Genomic DNA, 22,293 nt, shown 5'->3' with positions numbered 1-22,293 from the left:
CGTGCCGGAACGGCGTCCTCCGGTAGGCCTTCCGGACGGACTGATCACCGGATCGAATGAATCTCGTGCGGTCCCCGGGAGAGTCGCGGCTCAGTGCCCGCCGAAGAAGATCTCGCGGACCTCGCGCGCCGCGTAGTACACCAGCACGTAACCGGCCGCCGGGTCCGCCCACCACCAGCCCAGGGCGCTGTTGAGCACCAGCCCGAGCAGGACGGCCGCGGCGAGCAGGCCGTCGACGAGGGTGACGCGGCCCTCCGTCCTGAGGACGGGGTTGTCCAGGGCGGCGCCGGTCCGGGCCTTTCCGACGGCGAGCGCGAACATCACGGCGGCCGTGACGGCCGTCCAGGCGATCCCCAGCGGCGAGTGGTGCGGGCGGAACCCGCCCACCAGGACGACCGTCGACTGCACGAGGAGGTAGAGCCCGAGCAGCGCGAAGCCCGCCCCGATCAGCTTCAGCGCCCGCTGCTGCCGCTCCTCGCCGGTGCCGGACAGCTCCCGGACCACCACCGTGGAGGCGCCGATCTCGATCAGCGAGTCCAGCCCGAAACCGGCCAGCGCGACCGAGCGGGCGCCGATCGCGGCGATCGCGAGCACCACGATGCCGATCACGTTCCAGCCCAGCGTCGCGTACTCGAGGGCGAAACCCCGGCGGATCAGGGTCTGACGGGAGGGGTGTGCCACGGTGTTCACCGGCGGATTCTCGCAGACGGTGGCGGCGGCTCAGCGCGTCCCGAGCACCGAGTCCATCAACCCCGGGAAGCCGGCGTCGAGTTCGGGGCGGCGCAGGGCCATGATGCGGCTCTTGCCTTCCTGGCGGGTGGTGGTGAGGCCGGCTTCGCGGAGGATGCGCCAGTGGTTGGAGAGGGTCGAGCGCGGGACGGTGAGCCAGTCGGGGCTGCAGGCGCTCTCGCCCTCGGCGGCCATGTGGCGGACGAGGGCGAGGCGCACCGGGTCGCCGAGGGCGTGGAGCACGGCGGCCAGTTCCAGATCGTCTGCCATGGCAGTAGTATGCCGATCGTTTCGACGTTTCGGGAAAGTCGAAATGATCTTTGACCCTGCCGTCGCCTGCCCCGGGAGTGATCGCCGTGCCCGCACTCGCCACCCTCGCCCGCGTCTACGTGGACGATCTGGACGCCGCCCTGCCCACCTTCACCGCCCTCGCCGGGGAGGAACCCCGGCTGCGGTTCGAGTACCGCGACCTCCAACTGGCCGGCGTCGGCAGCTTCCTGCTGATCGCCGGCACACCCGAGGCACTCGCGCCGTACCGGGCCACCCACGCCACCGTGCTGGTCGACTCCCTCGACGCCGTCCTCGGCACCGGCACCGTCCTCGACGGCCCCAACGTCGTGCCCACCGGCCGCAACGCGACGCTCCTGCACCCGGGCGGCGCGATCATCGAGTACGTGCAGTTCCTCCCGGCCGAGGAGCGGTAGCGCGGTCGCGGCCCTGTCGCCGGCCCGCGCCGCTGGGCTTGTTGCAGAGGGGGTGCGGTGGATAACCGTTCGCGACAGCGCTCGGGCGGCGGGCATGATCGCGGGATGGATCTGCCCTTCCTGCTGGCCGCCGTCGAGCGCGGCGACGACACGACCGTCCTCGAACACCTCGCGGAGACGTCGTACGGCGGGGTCGCCGGCGAGGACGGCGTCGCCCTGCTGGCCGCCGCTGCGTACGCCGGACGGCACGAGGTCGTCAACCGCCTGGTCGCGTGCGTCGACCCGACCCGCCCCTGGGCGGGCGGCGTCGACCCGGTCGACTGGGCCGCGGCGAACGGCGCGTACTGGGTGCTGAGCGCGCTGCTGTCCCGCGAGAACGACCCGCTGCGCGCCGACAGCCCGCACCGTCGGGCGTTGCGGGTGGCACAGGCGGCGCTGGACTCCGGGGGCGGCGCCGTGCCGCCCCCGGCACACCGGGGGATCATCACCGACCTGGAGGAGAAGCTCGGCATCGACCGCACGCCGGACGAGCTGATGGCCCGCGCCCTCGTCCACGCGGACCCCGAGCACGAGGACTGGTTGGCCTCGCTGCTCCGGATCACCTGGCCGGAGAGCCAGGAGAGGTTCGACTGGGCGCGGTCCGTGGTCGAGAGGGCCGACTCGTTGGAGCGGCGGCGGTTCGGGCTCGACGCGGTCAACTTCCTCGGCTTCGGCTTCAACCCCGACAACGAGGACGAACCGCCCTTCACCGAGGAGGCCGTCGAACTCCTCCGGCCCCGGCTGGCCACCGAGCAGGACCCGTACGCGCTGCGCACCGTCGTCGCGGCCTTCACCGGCTACTGCACCCGCGAGGACCTCCCGGCTGTCCTGCCCCACGTCGACCATCCCGATCCGCGCGTCCGCCACGGCGTCGCGCGGGCGTTCCCCGGCCTCCTGGACGTGCGGCCCGACACACTCGCCGTCCTCCTGCGCCTGGCCGACGACCCGTACCCGGCCGTCCGGACGAGCGCCTTCGAGGCCCTCAGCCGCACCTCCGTCGACACCCCCGCCCTGCGCGCCGTGCTCGCGGTCCACCTCGCCGACCCCGCGTTCGACGCCCGGCTCGAAGCCGCCGCCGCTCTGGCCCTGCGGGGCGACGAACGCGCCACCCCGGTCCTCGACGAAGTCCGTCGCGGCATCAGGAACCGCAACAGCCGGGGCGCGGGCCGCCTCGAGGACCTCCACTACCAGCTTCGCGCCCGCGCGGAGGGACCGGCCGTGTGAATCCCGGGGGTCACGGTATTCCGGAGGCGTTATTCGGTGAACTCAAACCTCTGCGGCGGTATGTGATTCGCCGAATTCCGCTCCTATTCTCCGGATATGGCGAACGGCGTTTTCCACACCGCGTACGACATCGAGATCAACCTGACCCTCCCCGACCTAGGCCACCCCGACCTGCCCGGTCTCCTGGAGGAGATCACCACTCCGACCGGTCGGCGCGAACGCGAACTCCTGGAATGCCTGGAACACCACCGCGACGGAGCCTGCCAGGCCGAGGAGGACGGCCACTCCCCGTGGATGGCGATCCGTCGGCGAACCGTCGGTGGGCGCACGCACTGGGTCGCCGCCCACCTGCCGGTGCGTCACACCCCCACCCCCGAGGAGAGCGCGAAGCACCGGGCGATGAAGGAGCGCATCGCCCGCGTCGCCGAGCGGCACGGCCTGCGCGCGGAGGTCGAGGCGCGGGCGACGGACGGGCGCACCCGCACCGACGTGCTCGTCACCGGCGAGGGCGGGCGGCGGATCGGCTGGGAGGCCCAGTACGCGCCGATCAGCGCCGAGACGGTGCGCCGCCGCTCCCGGGCGGCCGCCGCGCACGGCATCGTGCCGCTGTGGGTGACGAACTCCGACCGCTCCGCCGTAGTCGAGCGGGCTCCGTGGGCCCGCGTCGACGACTTCGGCTGGAGGGAGATCCTGTCCCCGCTCGCCATGGTGGTGCGCGCCGGGGTGCGGCACCTCCAGCGGTGGAAGTGCCTGCCGAGCAGCGAGCGCACCTGCCCGGAGAACGGCAGCCACTGCAACCGCTTCCACTTCGGGTGGTACCTGCCCGCGCTCTGCCTGCCGAAGAAGCCGCCCACCGAGGTCGACCGGCTCGTCGTCGCCAGCGCCGACGGCGAGTACGTGCCGATGCGCGTCCCCCGGCAGCGCGACCCCCGTTCCGTCTCCCGGATGTGGGTGCCCGCCGCCGACCGGGACCGCTGGCACGAGACCTTCGGCCCCGAGGAGGAGGACGAGGCCCCGGGCACGGATGGGGCCGTCACGTACACGCGCCGGGAACTCGACCCGTCCTGCCGCTACGGCGAGGAGACCTTCGCCTTCGACGACACCCGCCCCCGGCGGGGCGACTCCGCCGGGACGGGGCTGCACACCTTCGACGACGTCCCCGAGCGGCTGTTCCGCGTCCCGAGGCAGGGCTGGGGGCTGGAGGTCACCGAGCCCCAACGGCTGGCCGCCGCCCGTACGTTGGGCTGCGAGGCCTGGCAGGTCGGCCCGTGCGCCGGGTGCGGGGCGCCGGTCCACCGCTACGGGCACCGGGGTGTCCATGCCTGCGCGGCCTGCCGGGCGCGGGTGGCCGTCGGGGCCTGACGGTCGGGATCACGTCCAGGTCTGCTGGTGGATCCAGGAGTCGAAGGCGCCGATCCGGGTGGCGACACGGGGCAGGGTGTTCGCGCAGCCCCCGCCGCCGAAGGAGACGATGCCGATCAGGAGGGGCTTGCCGTAGACGTCGTAGATCGTGACGGGGCCGCCGGAGTCCCCTTGGCAGGAGCCGCCGGGGTGCGCGTCCATGCAGAGCATGGAGGACGTGAGCCCGTAGTACCGCGAGCAGTCGGCGACGGGCATGACCGTCGTCTGGACGTAGTGCAGGACGGGTGACGTCGTGCTGTCGTCCAGCAGTCCCCAACCGGCCACGACGATACGGCTGTTGGCGTAGTCGGCGGTGGAGGTGGAGCGCGTGACCGGAGAGGTCCTGGAGTCCGGCGTGACCGGGTAGGGGAGGTGGATCAGCGCGATGTCGTTCGCCAGGGTGGCCGGGTCGTACTGCGGGTGGACGATCCAGTTGCCCCGCGTGGTGGAGATCGCCCGGGCGCCCGTGCTCCCGCTCTCGTCGGCGGCGCCGAGGATCACCCTGGCCCTTGCCGCCGTCCCGGTCAGGCAGTGTGCGGCGGTCACGACCCACGCGTTGCCGATCAGCGCGCCCGAACACCGGTACGCGTGGGGCGGGTTGGCGCCGTCGTCGGCGAGGACGAACGCGGCGTACGGGAACTGCCCGTCGCTCGCCGCCGTCCCGTGGTAGATCGCGGAGGCCTGCGGTGCCGAGCCCAGCGCGAGCGCGCAGAGCGCCGCCAGGGCCGAGCCCGTTGCCGCCACCCGCCGGGCGAGTGCCCCGATCCGAGACCTCTTCATACTGTTCCCTTCGTCGTCACCCGGATCAACGTCTGCCCGCGGACGTCCGGGGCAACCGCTCCTCACCCGAACGAGTGAGGAGCGGTTGCGTCCCCGGTGCAGGTCAGCCGGTGCAGGTCAGCCGGTGGAGGTCAGCCGATGCGGATCAGGCCGGCGGAGGCGCTGGACGCCCCCAGGGCCGGGCCGCCGCTGTAGGTGGCGGTGTAGCCGAGGTTCAGCAGGACGGCGAGGACGGGGCAGGGCCCGCCGCAGGTCGCCGTGCCGCCGGCGTCGGTGACGGCGGTGCACACGGTGGTGGCGCCGACCCTGAAGGTGACGGTCGCGCCGGGCACGGGCCTGCCGGTGACGGTGTCGGTGAGGGTGGCGGACAGGTTGAGGTTGACGCTCAACTGCCCCGGGGCGATGGAGAGCAGCAGCGGGTTCGCGGTGAGCCCGGTGGCGTCCTTGGTGTACGCGTACCGGTCGGCCGGGCCCGTGGTGCTGGTGCCGCCGGGGGTGGTGACGGTGACGTCGACGGCTCCGGCGGCGCTCGCGGCGGGCGCGGTCGCGGTGACGGTGGTGTCGTTGACGACGGTGAACGAGGCGGCGGGGACGGTGCCGAAGGCGACGGCGGTCGCGCCGGTGAAGTGGCTGCCGGTGAGAGTGACGGTGGTGCCGCCCGCGGCCGGTCCGGTGGCGGGGGAGAGGCCGGTCAGCTCGGGCGCGGGGACCTGGTAGGTGTACGTCCCGGCGGTGGCGGTGCGGCCCCTGGCGGTCAGGGAGACGGTGACGGCTCCGGCCGCGTGCGCCGGGGCGGTCGCGGTGACGGTGGTGTCGTTGACGACCGTGAAGCCGCTCGCGGGGACGCCGCCGAAGGAGACGCCGGTGGTGCCGTACAGGTGGCTGCCCGTCAGGGTGACGGTGGTCCCGCCGGTGGTGAGGCCGTGGTCGGGGGTCAGGCCGGTGACGGCGGGCGGGACGGGGGCGACCAGGACCAGGTCGTAACCGCCCTGGCCTATGGAGGCGGTGTAGGCGACGGTGTTCGTCGCGGCGTCGATCACCGTCATCGGGTCGTCGGAGGCACTGCTGACGTAGACGCGGGTGCTGTCCGGAGAGACCGCGATGCCGGTGGACCATCCGCCGCTGGGGACGGTGGCGACCGTGGTGTTGGTGGCCGTGTCGACCACCGACACCGTCTTGACGGCGTTGGACGTGTAGACGTACCGGCCGTCCGGCGAGACGGCCACGCCCTGCGGGTAGACGCCGACCCTGACGTCCGCCGTGACCGTCGCGGTGGCGGTGTCGATCACCGTGAGGTCGACCCGCCTGTTGTTGGTGACGTACACGCGTGCGCCGTCGGGGCTGACCGCGAGCCGGTACGCGCCCCCGGTCGGGACGGCGACGGTGGAGGCGACGGCGTTGGTGGCGGTGTCGACCACGGACACCGTGGCGGAGCCGGTGTTGGCGACGTAGACCCGGCCGCCGTCCGGGGAGGTCGCGATCCCCTGCACGTCGGTGCCGGTTCCGATGGTGGCGGTGACCGTGCGGGTGGCCGTGTCGATCACCTCGACACCGCTCTGCTGGCAGCCGACGTAGGCGCGCCTGCCGTCCGGCGAGAAGGCCGTGGGCGTCGGTGTGCAGTTGAGGCCGACGGTCCCGGTGACGGTGTTGGTGGCGGTGTCGATCACCGAGATGTGGTCGACGCCGGCGCTGCTGACCCACACCTGCGAGCCGTCCGGGGTGGCAGCCAGGTTCCGGGGCGCGCCGTCGACCGGAATGGTGGCGACCGTCGCCCCGGTCGCCGGGTCGACGGCGGTGACCGTGCTGACCCCGAAGTTGGTGACGTAGAGCAGCGGAGCGGGGCCGGCCGCGTGCGCGGGCACGGCGGGCAGCACCGCGCCGACGGCGCCGAGGACCGCGGTCGTCAGCGCGGCTGCGAGGCCGCGCCGCAGGCGCCCTTCGGGCACGGTGCGTCTGCCAAGGGCCAGTGGCATGGGTTCCACCTCTCGGGGGGATGACCGGAGTTCGTCGCTCCGGTTCAACTCATGCTATTCACGTCATCTTTGATGACTCATCACATGACTTCCTTTGGTCTGATGATGTTCTTTGCGTGTTCTCATGTGACCGTTCTTGATCGGTAGGGGGCGGCCCGCCGGGCCGCCCCCCGTGGCTCGTTCAGACCGTGGTCACATCCCGGGCCTCCGTCCCCGGCCGGATGATGTAGATGCCGGAGCCGGGGAGCGTCTCCCGCGAGTCCTCCCGGAGCTGGTCGATGCTGATGGCGGCGGGCCAGCGGGTGCGGACCTCCGACCAGCGGACCCCGGCGAGGTCGACGCGGGTGAGGTCGGTGGAGCTGAGGTCCGCGGTGGTGAAGTCGTCCAGGATCTCGGAGAGGAACTCCAGGTCGAGCGAGGCCGGTTCGCCGAGGTCGAGGAGTTCGCCGACCTGGGTGGCCAGCGCCCGGGTGAGGTGCTCGACCTGCTCGACGGCGCCGGTCAGGTCGCCGCCGCGGACGGCGCGCATGAACACCTGGCAGGAGCGCAGGAGTTCGGCGATCGCCGGGTGGTCGGTGCTGCGCACGCGCTGGTCGATCGTCGAGGCCATCTCCCGGACGAGGACCTGCCCGACCCTGCCGGCCTGGTCTATGGCCGGGTAGTGGGGTTCGAGCAGCGCCACGATCTCGTGGGCCATGTCCCGCAGTTCCCAGTCGCGCGCGGCCCGGCCGTCGAGGCCGTGGGCGATGTCCTCGGCGACTCCCTGGGCGGCGAACGCGGCCCGCTTCAGGGGCATGCCGTGGTAGCGGCCGAACCCGAGGCCGAAGGCGAGGTCCTGGGCCAGGACGACCGTACGGATCAGGAGGTCGGCCAGGATCGCCGAGGTGACCAGCGGGTGCTCGCGCAGTTCGAGGCGCCGCCCGGGGCCGATCAGCTCGAAGCGCTGGTGCAACAGGCCGATGTCGTACAGGGGTTCGGCCGATTCCTCGAAGTCCGTCCGGGCGCTGGTCCGGGAGATGATCGCCGCCAGTCCGGCCTCGACGTCGAGCACCTCGTCCAGGCCCTCGACGACGGCCCGGTGGCGGCCCGAGAGCAGTACCTCGCGCAGCCCGGCCTCGACGTCCAGGTGGCCGCCGAGTCCCTTCAGGAACGCCGCCGGCATGGCCGTGAGCCACTCCGGGAACGCGTGCGTGCGCCGCGCGGGAAGACCGTGCTCGCCCATCAATCCCCCTCCCGATCGCTCATTCTGCTGGAAAGCGCCAACCGCGCCTTGAACAGGCTGGCCCGGACGGCGGTGGCTTTGAGGCCCAGTTCGGCCGCGATCTCGGCGGGCTTGTAGCCGTCCAGGGTCCAGGCGAAGATCTGTCTCTGGCGGGCCGGGAGGTCGCGGAGCAGGTGCAGGATCTCCTGCTCCTTCTCCCACTCGGCCGCGTCGTTCGGGGCGGGGAGCAGGGAGGTCGGTTCGAGGGAGAGGTCGTCGATGCTCTCCTCGACCTGGCTGAACGCCCGGACGAGTTCGCGGGAGGCGACCCTTCTGCTCCAGGCCTCGGGGGACTGGATGCGGTCCCATCGTTCGTAGGCCTTGATCATGGTGTCCTGGGCGAGGTCCGCGGCCAGGGCCGCCGAGGCGCCCTGCCACATCAGGAAGGCGGTCAGCCGGCCGATGAACCTCCGGTAGAAGTACGCGAACTCGCCGTTCCTGGTCCGCAGTTCGCTGCCGCCGTCGGAGTCCGGCAGGTGTCCGAGGGAGGCCGCCGAGGTGGCCTCCCCGTCCGGACCGATGTCACTCATGCGCGCCGCGACCCCGCTCCTGCGGGCGGGCCCCGGCGGGGAGCGCCAGGACGACCACGACCGTGGCGGGCGGGGGCGGGGGCGGGGGCGGGGGCGGCGAGGGCAGGCGGCGGCGCCGTGACTGCCCCAGGAGGGTGGCCAGAGTCCCCAGCAGTCCCAGTACGGCCGTTGCGATCGAACCCGTGACGGGGTCCACGTGCGCTCCTCGGATCTCGTTCGACACTTCCATGACCAAGAGGCCGGAGGGAGTCGAAACGTTAACCGGTTCGCGGAAGTCGTGGAGCCAGGAGGTGGAGTCAGGAGGTGGAGTCAGGAGTCGGTGAACGGGCCGTCGGTGACGAAGCGGTGGAGCTGCCGGGCGAAGGCGCGGGCCTCCTCGGGAGGCCAGGAGGCGAGGGAGGCCTCGATGTGGGCGGCGAGGCGGTGGCGGGTGGTGTCGACCGTCCGGCGCCCGGCGTCGGTGAGGGCGAGCAGGGTGGCGCGCCGGTCGTGGGGGTCGGGTTCGCGGCGCAGCAGGCCGGCCTCCTCCAGGCGGGTGGCGCGGCGGGTGACGCCGGAGCGGTCGAGGCCGATCTCGCCCGCGAGGTCGGCGGCGCTGCGGGGGCCGGTGCGGGCGAGGCCGCTGAGGACGGGGTAGGTGGTCTCGTCCACCGCCTCCCCGAGGCCCTCCGTCAGGCGTCGGTGAAGCCGCACCCGGGTGCCGCGCTTGAGCAGCGTCCCCAGTGCGTCGGCGATCTCGCGTCCCACGTCCTCCGGCATGCCCCCAGCTTAGCGTGCGCGGCGCACGCGGTTTGGCGTACAGTGCAGAAGCGTGCGGATCGCACGCATCTTCGGCTCCGAACCCCAGGGGACACCCATGAGCACCGACATCGCCATCGCCCTCACCGACCTCCTCCTCACCCCCGGCCTGGAGCTGTCCGAGGCCGTCGACCGGCACTTCGCGCCCGACTACCGTCAGCGCACCGACGGCGAGTGGGCGGACCGCGAGGAGTTCACCGCCCACATCGCCCACCTGCGGGAGGTCGTCGCGGGCGGCGAGGTCCACGTCCTGGAGGAACTCGCGCAGGGCGACCTCTACGCGGACCGCCACATCGTCGACGTCCGCAAGACCGACGGCTCCACCGTCCGCATGGAGGTGTACGTCTTCGCCGAGCTCGCCCCCGACGGCCGCTTCCGCCGCATCGAGGAGACCACCCTCCTGCTGGAGGGCGCCGCCGCCGACCGCGGCCTCGGCAGCGCCCGTTGACGCAGGGAGGGCCGTCAGGTCAGCCGTTGGCGCGGATCGTCGCGCGGATCCAGTCCGCGTACGCGGGGGCGCTGCTGTACAGGCCCGGGCCGGAGGAGCACGGCACGTGCCCGCCGACGCCCGGGCCCGAGGTCACGCCGACGAGTTCCCACCGCCCGCCCCGGCCGCGCTGGATCTGCGGCCCGCCGGAATCGCCGAAACAGGCCATCGCCCCGGGCGTCAGGCTGACGGTGCACAGCCGGGTCGGGCCCGCGTAGCCGGGGTCGCACTCCGACCCGGCCGCCCGGCGGGTGTCCAGCTGCTGGAGACGGTCGGGGAAGCGCAGGCCGCCGAGCTCACCGGTGTCGACGACCGTCCCGAACCCGAGCAGCCGGGTCGGGGTGCCGGGAACGCCCGGCCGGTCGGCGATGCGGATGGGCCGCTCGCCGACCGGCCGGTCGAGGCGGATCAGCGCGACGTCGTCCACGTTCGGTCCTGCGCCCCCGCCCTGTCGATAGCCGGGGTGGGTGAACGTGGCGCCGATCCCGCGCACCGTGCCGCCGGTCTTGCGCTCCCCGCTGCCGATCCGGACCGTGCCGGCCGGCGCGACCAGGTTCGGGTCGACGCAGTGCGCCGCCGTCAGCACCCACCGGGCGTCGATCAGCGAGGCGCCGCAGACCCCGTCCGGCAGCCCCGGGGCCGACACCGGGACGGAGGCCATGAACGCGTAGCGCTGCGTGGCGTCCGTCCCGTTGACGATGGCCCCGGCACTGCCGGCCGTCGCGACGGCGAGACCGGCGGCGAGCACGGAGACCGTCGCCGCGCGGGTCAGGCGGCGGCGTACGGGAAGGTGGCTGAGCATCAGAGTTCCTCCTCGGAACCGGAGTTTCCGGATGCCCCCAGCCTTTCCCTTCACGATCCACCGGGCCATCCGGACACCGGGAGCAAGGCCGGTGGGGAAAGCCCCCCCTCTGCGTGTCAGGTGACGGGCGCCCGCTTCCGCGTCATGCCGCTGTACCGGCACGGCGGGTAGGTGCAGGACATCGAGCGGCCCCCCTTGGCCGGAAGCGGGCCGAGCTTGATTCTCAGGCGTGGACGTCCCAGACCTGGAGGGGGCCGCGGGCGTTGTCGTCGGCGCGGCGGGCGAAGGCGGCGAGGCGGTGGCCGTCGGGGCTGAGGGTGACGGAGCCGGGCTGGTAGCCGGGGAGGTCGAGGAGGGTGCGGCCGGTGTCGGGGAGCCGGATCGTCAGGTCGTCGTCGTGGCCGTTGACCACCATGACGCGGGCGTCCGCGCTCAGGGCGCGGGTGAAGCCGAGGCGGGGCTGGCGGGTCTCGGCGCCCGAGGCGACGAGGACGCGGCGGAGGTCGCCGTTCTCCTGGGCCGCGACGAGGGTGCGGCCGTCCGGGGTGAAGGCCAGGCGCTTCACGTCGATGAGGGCCTCGTCGACGGAGCCGGCGGTCGGGCGTTCGGGGGCGGGGACGGCGAGGAGGGTGTCGTGGCGGTCGGAGGTGTGGTCGGCGACGTTCCAGAGGCGGAGGGCGTTGAACTGGTCGACGGAGGCGAGGGTCTTCCCGTCCGGGGCGAACAGCAGGACGGTGACGGCGCCGGCGTGGCCGCTCAGGGGGTACGAGAGGCGCCAGGTGGTGCGGTCCCACAGGCGGATGACCCCGTCGAGGGTGCCGATGGCCAGCCAGGAGCCGTCCGGGCTGAAGGCGACGGCGGCGGCCGGGTCGGTCTGGGTGAAGGTGCGCAGCACCGTGCCGGTGGCGGTGTCCCAGAGCAGGGTGGAGTAGGAGTCCGGGGCGGACCTGTCCCTCGGTTCGGCCGGGCCCCGGCCGGTGGCGAGGACGGCGCCGTCGGGGCTGAACGCGAGGCTGAGGTAGTGGTCGGCGTGGGGGAGGGTGGTGGTGCTGCCGGTCCTCAGGTCGGTGACGCGGACCAGGTCGTCGCCCCGGGCCGCGAGTTTGGAGCCGTCCGCGCTGAACACCAACTCGGCGGTGGCCGGTGGATCGGGCACGTCGATGACCGGGGTCAGGAGGGTGTTCGCGGGGAGGGCGGGCGGGCTCAGGCGCGGAGCCGAGGCCGGGGTCGGCGGCGGGGCGGTGCCGGAGGTGGTCGGGTGGGCGGGGTCGAGGAGGAAGGGGACCGCGAGGACGGCCGTGAGGGCGACGGCGAGGGCCAGGCCGAGGGGGAGCCGGCGCCGGAACGGGCGTGGGGGCGCGGGGCGCGGGAGGTCGAGGACGGTCGCGGGGGCGGTGGGAGGCCCGTCCCGGGTCAGCCGGGCGAGCAGGTCCTCCGGGGTGGGGCGCCCGGCCGGGTCCTTGGCGAGGCAGGCCCGGACGACGGGCAGCAGGTCGGCCGGGACGCCGTCGAGGTCGGGCTCGTCGTGGACGACGCGGTAGAGGAGCGCGGGCACGGGGCCGTCGCCGAATCCGCGCGCGCCGGCCGCGAAGGCCAGGACGGCGCCGAGGGAGAAGACGTCGCCGGGCGGGCCGACCGGGCATCCGAGGGCCTGCTCGGGGGACATGTAGCCGGGGGAGCCGAGGACGGCGCCGGCCACGGTGAGGAGGGTGCTCTCCACCGCGCGGGCGATCCCGAAGTCGATCACCCGGGGGCCGTCGTCGGTCATCAGGACGTTGGAGGGCTTGAGGTCGCGGTGCACCACGCCGGCCGCGTGGATGGAGGCGAGGGCCTCGGCCAACCCGACGGCCAGGGTGCGCAGTTCGTCGGGTGGCAGCGGCGCGGCGCGGTGCAGGGGGCGGCCGTCGACGTACACGGTCGCGAGCCAGGGCGGCGAGCCGTCCGGGTCGGCGTCGACCACCGGGGCGGTGTGGAAGCCGCCGACCCGCCGGGCGGCGGCGACCTCGGCCCGGAAGCGTCGGCGGAACTCCGCGCGGGTGCCCAGCTCGGCCCGGATCGTCTTCACCGCGACGGAACGGCCGGTCGCCGTCCGGGCGAGGTAGACGACGCCCATCCCGCCCTCGCCGAGCCGGGCCGTCAGCCGGTACGGCCCGACGGAGACCGGGTCCCCCTCCTCGAGCGGCTGCATGTCCCCTCACGCTTCCACGCGCCGTTGCGTTCCAAGGGGATGGTAGAAGGAAGTTGACCGTCCGTCAGGAGTTTGCGCCGGGCCGGGGCGGGACGGTTACTCGCAGGCGACGCCGTCACCGTCGCGGTCGAGGCCCGCGCGGTAGCCGGGCTGGCCGCGGTGCAGCGGGGCGGCTCCGGCGGCGCGGGCGGCGGCGCAGTTGGCGTAGTAGGCGCTGCCGCCGCCGCTACCGCCGGTGGTGGACGAACCGGACCCGCCGCCGGTGGTGGACGAGCCCCCGGTGGTGGAGGTGCCCCCGCTGGTGGACGAGCCGCCCGAGGAGCCGTGGCCGGGGCGCGTCTCGCAGGCGGTGCCGTCGCCGTCGGCGTCCAGGCCCGCGCGGTAGCCGGGGTCGCCGCGGTGCAGCGGGGCCGCGCCGTCGGTCCAGGCGGCCTCGCAGTTCGCGTAGTACACGGCCGCCTTGGTCGTCGGGGGAGCGGCCGGGGCCACCGGCTCCTGCGTCGGCACGGGGGCCTGCGTCGGCGTCGGCGTGGGAGTCGGGGTCGGCGTCGGGCTCGGTGCCGGGGTCTCCGTGCTCGGCGACGCCGTGGGCGAGGCGGCGGAGGTGGCGGCCGAGGTGGCCGCGGCGATCGGCTGGACGGCCTTCGGCTTGGGGTCCGCCAGCACGCCCGCGAGCCAGAACAGGCTGTAGAAGCCGCCGATCACGCTCACGGCCACCTTCGCCGGTCGTCGCCACGGGGACAGCCACAGCAGGACCAGACCCACCGGCGGCAGGAACAGCAGGGCGAGGACGATCACCACGGGTCGGCGCCACCACGGGCGGGCGGGCGCCGACACGGGCGAAGGCAAAGGGTTGGTCATCACTCCATAAAATCACCGTCCGAGCACGCCGCTGACCAGAATCGATCACATTTCAACGACATTCCCCGGCGTTCGTCCGTCGGCCGATGCTCAGGCCGTCCAGGGTGAGGTCGAGGAGGCGTTCGGCCTGCTCTCGCTGCTCCGGCTTCCCCGAGGTGAGAGCGATGCCGGTGAGGGCCGCGAACAGGTCGGTGGCGCCGATGTCGGAGCGGACGGTACCGGCTTCGACGCCGGCGGCCAGGAGTGAGGTCAGGGCGGCCATCATCATCTCGTGGCTCTGGGCGTAGGGGTTGACGCCGGACTCGACGAGGGAGCGCAGGGCGTCGGCCATGCCGAGCTTGGCGGTCGCGTAGTCGATGAAGCGGCCCGTCCAGGCGCGCAGGGCCTCGCGCGGGGCGAGTTCGGCCAGGAGGTCGGGGGCCGCGTCGCACAGTCGGATCAGCTCGTTGCGGTAGGCGGCCTCGATGAGGACCTCCCGGGTGGGGAAGTTGCGGTAGAGCGTGCCGGAGCCGACGCCGGCCTCCTTGGCGATGCGCTCCAGGTGTGCCTCCAGCCCGTCCTCGGCGAAGACGCGCACCGCGGCCGAGAGGATCTTCTCCCGGTTGCGCTGCGCGTCGGCCCGCAGCGGGCGCCCCGTCTCCCTGGTCATCCACGGTCTCCTGTCGTCTCGGGCTTGCTAACCGGCGACGCCTCCACTTGCAGTGAAGGAACTGGAGGCGCCTCCACTTTCACTCTAGGGCATGCGGCCTCGCACGCGGGCCTCCCTCCCGCGCTCCCGGCGCGAACGCCGAACGTGGCCGTCCCTTCATCTCGGAGGAGAAGCAGATGAGTTTCCCGCTCGCGGAAAAGGTCGCCGTCGTCACGGGCGGTGCGTCCGGTGTCGGCCTGGGCATCGCCCAGGAGTTCGTCGCCAACGGCGCCCGGGTGGTCATCACCGACCTGCGCCGGGAGGCGCTCGACGAGGCGGTCGCGGCGATCGGGCCGAACTGCTCGGGGATCGTGGCCGACGTCACCAGGCTCGCGGACATGGAGGCCGTCTACCGGCAGGTGATGGAGCGGTACGGGCGGCTCGACGCGGTCGTGGCCAACGCCGGGATCGGCGCGCACGCCCCGCTGGGCGCGATCACCGAGGAGCAGTTCGACCGGACGTTCGGCGTCAACGCCAAGGGCGTCCTCTTCACCGTCCAGCCCGCGCTCGCGCTGCTGCCGCCCGGCGGCACCGTCGTCGTCATCGGTTCCACGGGGTCCATCCAGCCGCCGCGCGGGATGAGCCTGTACGGCGGCTCGAAGGCCGCCGTGCGCACCTTCGTCCGGGCCTGGATCCAGGACATCAAGGGATCGGGCATCCGGATGAACATCCTCAGCCCGGGCGCGGTCGACACCGACTCCCTGCGCAGCGCACTGGCCATGGCCCAGGGCGCCGACCACGTCGACGCCGCCGTCAGGGCCATGGGAGAGGGCAATCCGACCGGACGGATCGCCGACCCGCGCGAGATGGGCAGGGTCGCTGTCTTCCTCTCCAGCGACGCCTCCAGCTTCGTCACCGGCGTCGAACTCTTCGCGGACGGTGGCATGGCGCAGGTCTGAGCCACCCCGCCCGGCCGGGTGGCCCCCACCCGGCCTCCCGGCCGGGCCGCCCCCACCCGGCCTCCCGGCCGGACCGCCCCCACCCGGCCTCCCGGCCGGACCGCCCCCACCCGGCCTCCCGGCCGGACCGCCCCCACCCGGCACATCGCGCCGATGCGCCGACACCCCCGAAGGCCGTCCCGATCCGACCGCTAAGGTGCAGGAATGATCGAACTGGTGATCTTCGACTGCGACGGCGTGCTCATCGACAGCGAGCCGATCGGCGTCGAGGTGGACAGGGTGGCGATGGCGGCGCTCGGGCTGCCCATGAGCGAGCAGGAGATCGTCGAGCGCTTCGTCGGCCTCTCGCAGGGAGCGAAGACGGCGGCGCTGGAGCAGCTGCTCGGCCGCGCGCTGCCCGCCGACTGGTGGGAGGAGTACCGCCCGCTGCACACCCGGCTGACCGAGGAGCGGATGACGGCGGTCGACGGGATCGCCGAGGCGCTGGAGCGGATCGACCTGCCCTCCTGCGTCGCCTCCAACAGCAGCCACCGCTGGCTGCGCCGGGGGCTGGGCCTGACCGGCCTGTACGAGCGCTTCGCCGGCCGGATCTTCAGCGGCGCCGAGGACGTGCCGCGCGGCAAGCCCGCCCCGGACCTCTTCCTCCACGCGGCCCGCACGCTCGGTGCCGACCCGGCCCGCTGCGTGGTGGTGGAGGACAGCCCGCACGGACTCAGCGCGGCGAACGCGGCGGGCATCCCCGCCTTCGGCTACACCGGCGGGGTCAACTCCGCCGCCCGGCTGGCCGGGCCGGGCCGGGTGCTCTTCGACGACATGCGCGAGCTGCCGAAGCTGCTGGAGGAGCACGTCGCCTGAGCCTTGATCGTCACCGTCGGTACAGTGGCCGGGCCGGGCCGCCGACCGACCAGTGGGGTACAGGGTGCACGAGTTGATCCTCCGTCATGCGGCGGAGCGTACGGGCAGGGCCGCGTTCTCCGATGCCGAGGGGGCGGTGGGCTACGGCGAACTCGCGGACCGTACGGCCCGGGTGGCCGCGAACCTGCGGGTGGAGCGCGGCGGGCGGGTGGCGCTGTTCCTGGGCGCCGGGGTGCCCGCCGCGGTGGCGACGCTCGGGACGGCTCGCGCGGCGGCCGTCGGGGTGCCGCTCGATCCCCGGTGCGGGGACGAGGAGTTGCGCTTCCGGCTGGAGGACAGCGGGGCCGCTCTGCTCGTCACCGACCGTGAGCACCTCGCACAGGCCCGGAGGGTCGCCGGGGTCGATGTGGTCACCGTCGAGGACCTGCTCGCCCCCGCCCGTACGGCGCCGCGCGACGACCTGGCGCCCGACGAGCCCGCCTGGCTGCACTACACCTCCGGCACGACGGGGGACCCGAAGGGCGTGCTCTCCACGCAGGAGGCCTGGCTGCGCTCGGCGGAGCACGCCTACCGGGGGCGGCTCGGGATGTCCGGCGAGGACCGCCTGCTCTGGCCGCTGCCGCTGTTCCACGCCTTCGGGCACTCGATGGCCCTGGTCGGCGTGCTGGCGCTCGGCGCGAGCGCGCACCTGATGGACCGGTTCACGGCGGACGGGGCCGCCGCCCTGCTGCGCGGGGGCGCGTTCACCGCCCTGGGCGGCGTACCGACGGTCTTCTCCCAACTCCTGGACGCTGCTGCCCCGTTGCCCCCGCTCTGCCTGTCGGCCGGAGCCCCGCTCCCGGAGGAGCTGCGGGAGCGCTTCCGCCGCGCCGTCGGCCACGACCTGCACGACGGCTACGGCAGCACGGAGGCGGCCGGGAAGATCGCCGTCGACGGTGTCGTGCTGCCCGGGATCGAGACCCGGTTCGTCGAGGGCGAGATCCTCGTGAGGACCCCCGGCGCCGAAGGCTGGCGCCCCACCGGGGACCTCGGCCGCGAGGAGGCCGGCCGGCTGGTGGTGACCGGGCGGGCGAGCGAGCTGATCATCCGGGGCGGGGAGAACATCCACCCCGCCGAGATCGAGCGCGTCCTCGCCCGCCACCCGGGCGTCCGCGAGGTGGCCGTCGCGGGGGAGCCCGACCCCGTCCTCGGCGAGGTGCCCGTCGCGTACGTCGTCGGCGAGGCGGACCCGGCGGAGCTGCTCGCCGCCTGCCGCCGCGCACTGCCGCCCCACCGGGCGCCGGAGGCGGTCCGCACGGTCGGCCGGATTCCGCAGACCCCCTCGGGCAAGCCGGTGCGGCGGCGCCTGCGGTTCCAGTACCTGCTCGACACCGTCCGCCGGGAGGCCGAGCGGCTCACCGGCCAACTGCCCGAGCCCGACCAGCAGTTCGCCGAGACCGGCCTCGACTCCCTCGGGACCGTACGGCTGCGCGACCGCCTCGGCGCGGAGCTGGGCCTCGCGCTGTCGCCCTCGCTGGTCTTCGACCACCCGACGCCCCGCGCGCTGGCCGACCACCTCGCCGGCGGGGCGGCCGCCGCCCCGCCGCCGCCCGTACGGGAGGCCACCGAGCCGGTCGCGATCGTCGCCATGGCCTGCCGCTACCCCGGCGGGATCGCCGGGCCCGAGGACCTGTGGCGGGCGCTCGCCGCCGGGCAGGACGCCATCACGGAGTTCCCCGCCGACCGGGGCTGGCCGCTGGAGGAGCTCTACCACCCGGACCCGGACCACCCGGGCACCAGCTACGTCCGGCACGGCGGCTTCCTCGCCGACGCGGCCGACTTCGACGCCGCCTTCTTCCGGATGTCCCCGCGCGAGGCCCTGGCCACCGACCCGCAGCACCGCCTGCTGCTGGAGACCGCCTGGGAGGCGTTCGAGCGGGCGGGCATCGCCCCCGAATCCGCCCGGGGCAGCAACACCGGTGTGTTCGTCGGACTGATGTACAACGACTATGCCGGCCGCTTCCACGGCGCCGCGCACCAGCTCCAGTCGCAGATCGCACTCGGCGCGGCGGGCAGCGTCGCCTCCGGGCGGATCTCCTACCACCTGGGCCTGCACGGGCCCGCGCTCACCCTGGACACCGCCTGCTCCTCCTCGCTGGTCGCGATGCACCTCGCGGCGGACTCCCTGCGCAGCGGCCAGTGCGACCTGGCCCTGGCGGGCGGCGCGACGGTCATGGCCACCCCGAACAGCTTCGTGGTGTTCAGCCGCCAGCGCGGACTCGCCCCGGACGGGCGGGTGAAGCCGTTCTCGGCGGACGCCGACGGCACGGCCTGGTCGGAGGGCGTCGGGCTGCTGGTGCTCGAGCGGGTGTCCGACGCCGTACGCAACGGGCACCCGATCCTCGCGCTGCTGCGCGGCTCGGCGGTCAACCAGGACGGCGCCTCCAACGGCCTGACGGCGCCCAGCGGGCCCGCCCAGGCGGCCGTCATCCAGCGGGCGCTGGCCGACGCCGGGCTGACCGGCGCGGAGGTGGACGTCGTCGAGGCGCACGGGACGGGCACCGCGCTGGGCGACCCGATCGAGGCGGGCGCGCTGCTCGCCACGTACGGGCAGGACCGGCCGGGCCCGGTGCTGGTCGGCACCGTCAAGTCCAACCTCGGGCACACCCAGGCGGCGGCCGGCGTCGCGGGGGTGATCAAGAGCGTGATGGCGATGCGGCACCGCACCGTGCCCGCGACCCTGCACGTCGGCGAGCCCAGCCCGCAGGTCGACTGGTCGGCGGGCGCGCTGCGGCTGGTCACCGAGCCGACGCCCTGGCCGGCGACGGGCGGGCGCCCGCGCCGGGCGGGGGTGTCGGCCTTCGGGATCTCGGGGACCAACGCGCACGTGATCGTCGAGGAGTACGAGCAGCTGCGGGTGGCGTTCCTGCTGCCGGGGGAGGGGGCTCAGCGGCCCGGCGCCGTACGGGAGTTGGCGGAGGCGTACCCGGTGTTCGCCGAGGCGCTCTCGGGGCTGGAGCCCGGGCCGTTCGCCTTCCAGGTGGCGCTGTTCCGCCTCCTGGAGTCGCGCGGCCACCGGCCGGACGCGCTGACCGGGCGCGGCGTGGGGCGGATCGCGGCGGCGCACCTGGCGGGCGCGCTGTCCCTGGCGGACGCGGCTCGGCTGGCGGCGGCGGTCGGGTCGCCCCGGTTCGCGGAGGTGGCGGCGGGGCTGACGTACGGGTCGCCGGCGTTGCCGATCCTCGGGGTCGGCCCGGACGGGGTCGGGGACTGGCTGAGGGGGGACGAAGCGGATGCGCCGTCGGTCGAAGGCGCAACTGTCGTGGAGATGAGCGAGGTTGACGGCGTGGAGGCCGTCGAGGAGCTGCTGGCCCGGCTGCGCGGGACCCGCGCCTTCCAGCGGCAGCGCTACTGGCTCGACCCCGGCGCCGAGCACCCGCTCGTCGCGTCGACCGTCGTCGTCCCGGGCCCGGGCCCGGGCCCAGGCCCAGGTTCCGGCTCAGGCCCGGGCTCAGGCTCCGGCTCCGGCGAGGTCGTGTGCACCGCCGACCTCAGCCCGGTGTGGCTGCTCGACCACGTCGTGGACGGCGCGGCCGTCGTGCCTGCCACGGCGATCGTCGAGCTGGTCGCGTACGCGGGGGAGCGGGCCGGCTGCACCGCCATCGACGAACTGCTCCTGCACGCGCCGATGCCCCTGCCGCAGACCCGGCGCGCCGAGATCGTCGTCCGCGCCGAGGACGGCGGCGCGCGGCCGTTCGAGGTGTACGCGGACGGGGTCCGCTGCGCGAGCGGACGGCTGGACTCGCGGCCCGCACCGGAGGTGGACCTCGGCGCGTGGCCGCCGCCCGGCGCCGAGGAACTGGACGTCCGGCACGGCGAGTACGGCCCGGCGTTCCGAGGGCTGAGCCGGATGTGGCGGCGCGGCGACGAGCTGTACGGCGAGGTGCGCGGCGAGTTCCCGGACGCGGGCCGGTACGCGCTGCACCCCGCCCTGTTCGACGCGGCCCTCCACCCCGCCCGGCTGCTGCTCGACGGCGGGGTGCCGTTCGCCCTGCGCGGCGTCCACCTGCTCGCGCGGGGCGCCACCGGCCTGCGCGTCCGAATCCGCGAGGGGCGGGTCGACGTGACCGACCAGGCCGGGCGGCCGGTGGCGCACGTCGAGTCGCTCACCGTCCGGCCGACCGGCACCGGCCGGGGAGCGCTGTACCGCCCGGAGTGGCGTCGAGCCCCCGGCCCGCCGAAGGGCCGCCTCCTCGACGTACCGCCGGGAGACGTGCCGCCGGGCGAGGCGGCCGAAGCCCTCGTGCCCGTTCTGCGCGAACTGCAGGCCGGGTACGAGCACCTGACCGTACGGGTCCGGCCCGGCGACCTCGCCGGAGCGGCCGCCGCCGGCCTGGTCCGGGTCGCCCAGGCGGAGCACCCCGGGCGGTACACCCTCGCCGAACTCCGCGACGGCGCAACGGAGATCGTGGCTGAACAGCCCGACCTCGTCCCCGTTCCGGGCGGAGCCTTCACCTGGCGCGGCACCGTCCTGATCACCGGCGGCGGCGCCCTGGGCCGGGCCGTCGCCGACCACCTGCGGGCCAAGGGCGTACGCGTCGTCCTCGCCAGCCGCAGCGGCGAGACCCGGCTGGACGTCACCGACCGGCGGGCCCTCGCCGCCCTGGTCGACTCGATCGACGACCTGCGCGCCGTCGTGCACACCGCCGGGGTGCTCGACGACGGCGTCCTGGCCTCGATGACCCCCGAACGCCTGGAGACGGTCTGGCGCCCCAAGGCCGAAGCGGCCTGGCACCTCCACGAGTTGACCGCCAGCCGCGACCTGGACGCCTTCGTGCTGTTCTCCTCGGCGGCCGGTGTCCTCGGCCACGCCGGACAGGCCAACTACGCCGCGGCCAACAGCTACCTCGACGAACTCGCCCGCTACCGACGGACCTTGGGCCTGCCCGCCCACTCCCTCGCCTGGGGCCCGTGGACGGTCGGGATGATGGCCGGCCGCAGCGCCGGCCCCGACCTGACGGCCCTCACCCCGGCCGAGGGCGTCGCACTCCTGGAGGCGGCGCTCGGCACCGACGAGCCGGTCCTGGTGCCGATCGCCCTCGACCGCCACCGGCCCCGGCCCCGGCCGAAGCCCGTTCGTAAGAGCGAACAGGCCCTGCCCACCAGCGCGTTGGAGCTGGTCTGCGCCGAGGTCGCCGCCGTGCTCAGCTACCCCGACGTCGAACCCGACACCCCGATCTCCGACCTCGGATTCGACTCCCTGACCTCCATCGAGCTGCGCAACCGCCTGGAGGAACGCACCGGCCTGCGCCTGCCCGCCACCGTCGTGTTCGACTCCGCCACCCCCAGGGACCTGGCCGCCCACCTGCGGTCACCGGAGCCCCCGGCGGCCCCCACCTCCCTCGCCTCCCTTCACCGCAGGCTCTGCGAACTCGGCCGCACCCGGGAGGCCATGCACCTGCTCGTCTCCGCCTCCTGGGCGCTCCCGTCCTCGGCGACGTTCCCGCCCGTCCTGCCGCAGCGCCTGAGCGCGAGCGAGGGCGACGGCCCGGCGATCGTCTGCTTCCCCGCCTTCGTCTCCCCGCCCGGCGAGTACGGCCCCCTCGCCCGCCACCTGCCGGGCCTGCGGCTCCTGCCCCACCCGGGCTACGACGGCGGCCCCGTCCCCGAGGACGTGGACGCCCTTGTTCGCGCCCACGCCGCCTCCATCCGCCAACTCGACCGTCCCGTCGTCCTGTTGGGCCGATCCACGGGCGGTCTCGTCGCCCAGGCCGTTGCCGACCGGGTCGGCGCCGAAGCGGTGATCCTCCTCGACACCCACCCCGTCCGCGACGAGGAACCCCTCACCGACCTGGCGGCCGCCACGGCCCTCGACCTGGACGAACCCTCCCTCGCCGCCCTGGGCGCCTACGCCCGCCTCTTCCTCAACCACCCCCTGGCGCCCACCACCGCGCCGACCCTCCACCTCCGCCCCGGCGACACCCCGGGCGACCACCACTCCGTCCTCACCGACCACGCCTCCACCACCGCCGAGGCCATCCGCACCTGGCTCTCCCGGACCCTGTCGACCGCCCCAGGCTCACGGGGCTGACAGC

Annotated in this window: 18 protein-coding genes; 7 read left to right on the top strand and 11 right to left on the bottom strand. The window is 74.4% G+C overall.

Going from position 1 to position 22,293, the window contains the following annotated elements; genetic code table 11:
- Positions 1-90: 90 nt before the first annotated feature.
- A complete protein-coding gene (locus tag ACIRRS_RS01330; RefSeq protein ID WP_402963084.1) occupies positions 91-690 on the bottom strand; it encodes a cation transporter in 600 nt (199 codons plus the stop codon).
- A gap of 30 nt (positions 691-720) precedes the next feature.
- Entirely contained in the window at positions 721-999 is a 279-nt protein-coding gene (locus ACIRRS_RS01325; RefSeq protein WP_402963082.1) for an ArsR/SmtB family transcription factor, read from the bottom strand.
- A gap of 86 nt (positions 1,000-1,085) precedes the next feature.
- Here ACIRRS_RS01325 and ACIRRS_RS01320 point away from each other — a divergent pair, with 86 nt between their 5' ends.
- The 3 genes from ACIRRS_RS01320 (at position 1,086) to ACIRRS_RS01310 (ending at position 4,058) form a co-directional block, all read left to right on the top strand.
- Positions 1,086-1,433: a hypothetical protein gene (locus tag ACIRRS_RS01320; RefSeq protein ID WP_402963079.1), complete on the top strand. Its 348-nt coding sequence runs from the start codon at positions 1,086-1,088 to the stop codon at positions 1,431-1,433.
- A gap of 105 nt (positions 1,434-1,538) precedes the next feature.
- Positions 1,539-2,696, top strand: coding sequence for a HEAT repeat domain-containing protein (locus ACIRRS_RS01315; RefSeq protein ID WP_402963076.1), 1,158 nt, complete (start codon positions 1,539-1,541; stop codon positions 2,694-2,696).
- 96 nt (positions 2,697-2,792) lie between these two features.
- Positions 2,793-4,058 (top strand): hypothetical protein, encoded by a 1,266-nt coding sequence (locus ACIRRS_RS01310; RefSeq protein WP_402963073.1) that lies wholly within the window; start codon positions 2,793-2,795, stop codon positions 4,056-4,058.
- Between the two features lie 9 nt (positions 4,059-4,067).
- Here the strand turns inward: ACIRRS_RS01310 and ACIRRS_RS01305 are convergent, their stop codons facing one another.
- From ACIRRS_RS01305 to ACIRRS_RS01285, 5 genes are all read right to left on the bottom strand, one after another.
- The gene (locus ACIRRS_RS01305; RefSeq protein WP_402963071.1) at positions 4,068-4,877 is read right to left on the bottom strand and encodes a serine protease; all 810 of its coding nucleotides are present in this window, start codon (positions 4,875-4,877) and stop codon (positions 4,068-4,070) included.
- Positions 4,878-5,008: 131 nt separating this feature from the next.
- The gene (locus ACIRRS_RS01300; protein ID WP_402963068.1) at positions 5,009-6,850 is read right to left on the bottom strand and encodes an IPT/TIG domain-containing protein; all 1,842 of its coding nucleotides are present in this window, start codon (positions 6,848-6,850) and stop codon (positions 5,009-5,011) included.
- Positions 6,851-7,031: 181 nt separating this feature from the next.
- On the bottom strand, positions 7,032-8,072 hold the full coding sequence (locus ACIRRS_RS01295) for a hypothetical protein (protein WP_402963066.1): 1,041 nt from the start codon (positions 8,070-8,072) through the stop codon (positions 7,032-7,034).
- Positions 8,072-8,641 (bottom strand): RNA polymerase sigma factor, encoded by a 570-nt coding sequence (locus ACIRRS_RS01290; RefSeq protein WP_402963063.1) that lies wholly within the window; start codon positions 8,639-8,641, stop codon positions 8,072-8,074. Before ACIRRS_RS01290 ends, ACIRRS_RS01295 begins: the two co-directional genes overlap by 1 nt.
- A gap of 309 nt (positions 8,642-8,950) precedes the next feature.
- Positions 8,951-9,400, bottom strand: a complete 450-nt coding sequence (locus ACIRRS_RS01285) for a MarR family winged helix-turn-helix transcriptional regulator (protein WP_402963060.1) — start codon at positions 9,398-9,400, stop codon at positions 8,951-8,953.
- A gap of 97 nt (positions 9,401-9,497) precedes the next feature.
- On the opposite strand from ACIRRS_RS01285, the gene ACIRRS_RS01280 reads away from it, so the two are divergent.
- Entirely contained in the window at positions 9,498-9,887 is a 390-nt protein-coding gene (locus ACIRRS_RS01280) for a nuclear transport factor 2 family protein (protein ID WP_402963057.1), read from the top strand.
- 19 nt (positions 9,888-9,906) lie between these two features.
- Here the strand turns inward: ACIRRS_RS01280 and ACIRRS_RS01275 are convergent, their stop codons facing one another.
- The 4 genes from ACIRRS_RS01275 to ACIRRS_RS01260 all read right to left on the bottom strand — a co-directional run bounded on the left by ACIRRS_RS01275 (position 9,907) and on the right by ACIRRS_RS01260 (position 14,426).
- Positions 9,907-10,728: a S1 family peptidase gene (locus ACIRRS_RS01275; protein WP_402963054.1), complete on the bottom strand. Its 822-nt coding sequence runs from the start codon at positions 10,726-10,728 to the stop codon at positions 9,907-9,909.
- 223 nt (positions 10,729-10,951) lie between these two features.
- Complete coding sequence (locus tag ACIRRS_RS01270) at positions 10,952-12,916, bottom strand: WD40 repeat domain-containing serine/threonine protein kinase (protein WP_402963052.1); 1,965 nt, start codon at positions 12,914-12,916, stop codon at positions 10,952-10,954.
- Positions 12,917-13,012: 96 nt separating this feature from the next.
- The gene (locus ACIRRS_RS01265) at positions 13,013-13,777 is read right to left on the bottom strand and encodes an excalibur calcium-binding domain-containing protein (RefSeq protein WP_402963049.1); all 765 of its coding nucleotides are present in this window, start codon (positions 13,775-13,777) and stop codon (positions 13,013-13,015) included.
- Between the two features lie 52 nt (positions 13,778-13,829).
- Positions 13,830-14,426 (bottom strand): TetR/AcrR family transcriptional regulator, encoded by a 597-nt coding sequence (locus tag ACIRRS_RS01260; RefSeq protein WP_402963047.1) that lies wholly within the window; start codon positions 14,424-14,426, stop codon positions 13,830-13,832.
- A gap of 176 nt (positions 14,427-14,602) precedes the next feature.
- On the opposite strand from ACIRRS_RS01260, the gene ACIRRS_RS01255 reads away from it, so the two are divergent.
- The 3 genes from ACIRRS_RS01255 to ACIRRS_RS01245 all read left to right on the top strand — a co-directional run bounded on the left by ACIRRS_RS01255 (position 14,603) and on the right by ACIRRS_RS01245 (position 22,289).
- The gene (locus ACIRRS_RS01255) at positions 14,603-15,364 is read left to right on the top strand and encodes an SDR family NAD(P)-dependent oxidoreductase (protein WP_402963044.1); all 762 of its coding nucleotides are present in this window, start codon (positions 14,603-14,605) and stop codon (positions 15,362-15,364) included.
- A gap of 204 nt (positions 15,365-15,568) precedes the next feature.
- Entirely contained in the window at positions 15,569-16,219 is a 651-nt protein-coding gene (locus ACIRRS_RS01250; protein ID WP_402963041.1) for an HAD family hydrolase, read from the top strand.
- Positions 16,220-16,292: 73 nt separating this feature from the next.
- Positions 16,293-22,289 carry a beta-ketoacyl synthase N-terminal-like domain-containing protein gene (locus tag ACIRRS_RS01245; RefSeq protein ID WP_402963039.1) on the top strand — a complete coding sequence of 1,999 codons (5,997 nt, stop codon included), beginning with the start codon at positions 16,293-16,295 and terminating at the stop codon, positions 22,287-22,289.
- Positions 22,290-22,293: the final 4 nt, after the last annotated feature.

The organism is Kitasatospora sp. NPDC101183 (assembly GCF_044767945.1).
Classification (GTDB): Bacteria; Actinomycetota; Actinomycetes; order Streptomycetales; family Streptomycetaceae; genus Kitasatospora.
This window is presented reverse-complemented; position numbering and strand designations above follow the sequence as displayed.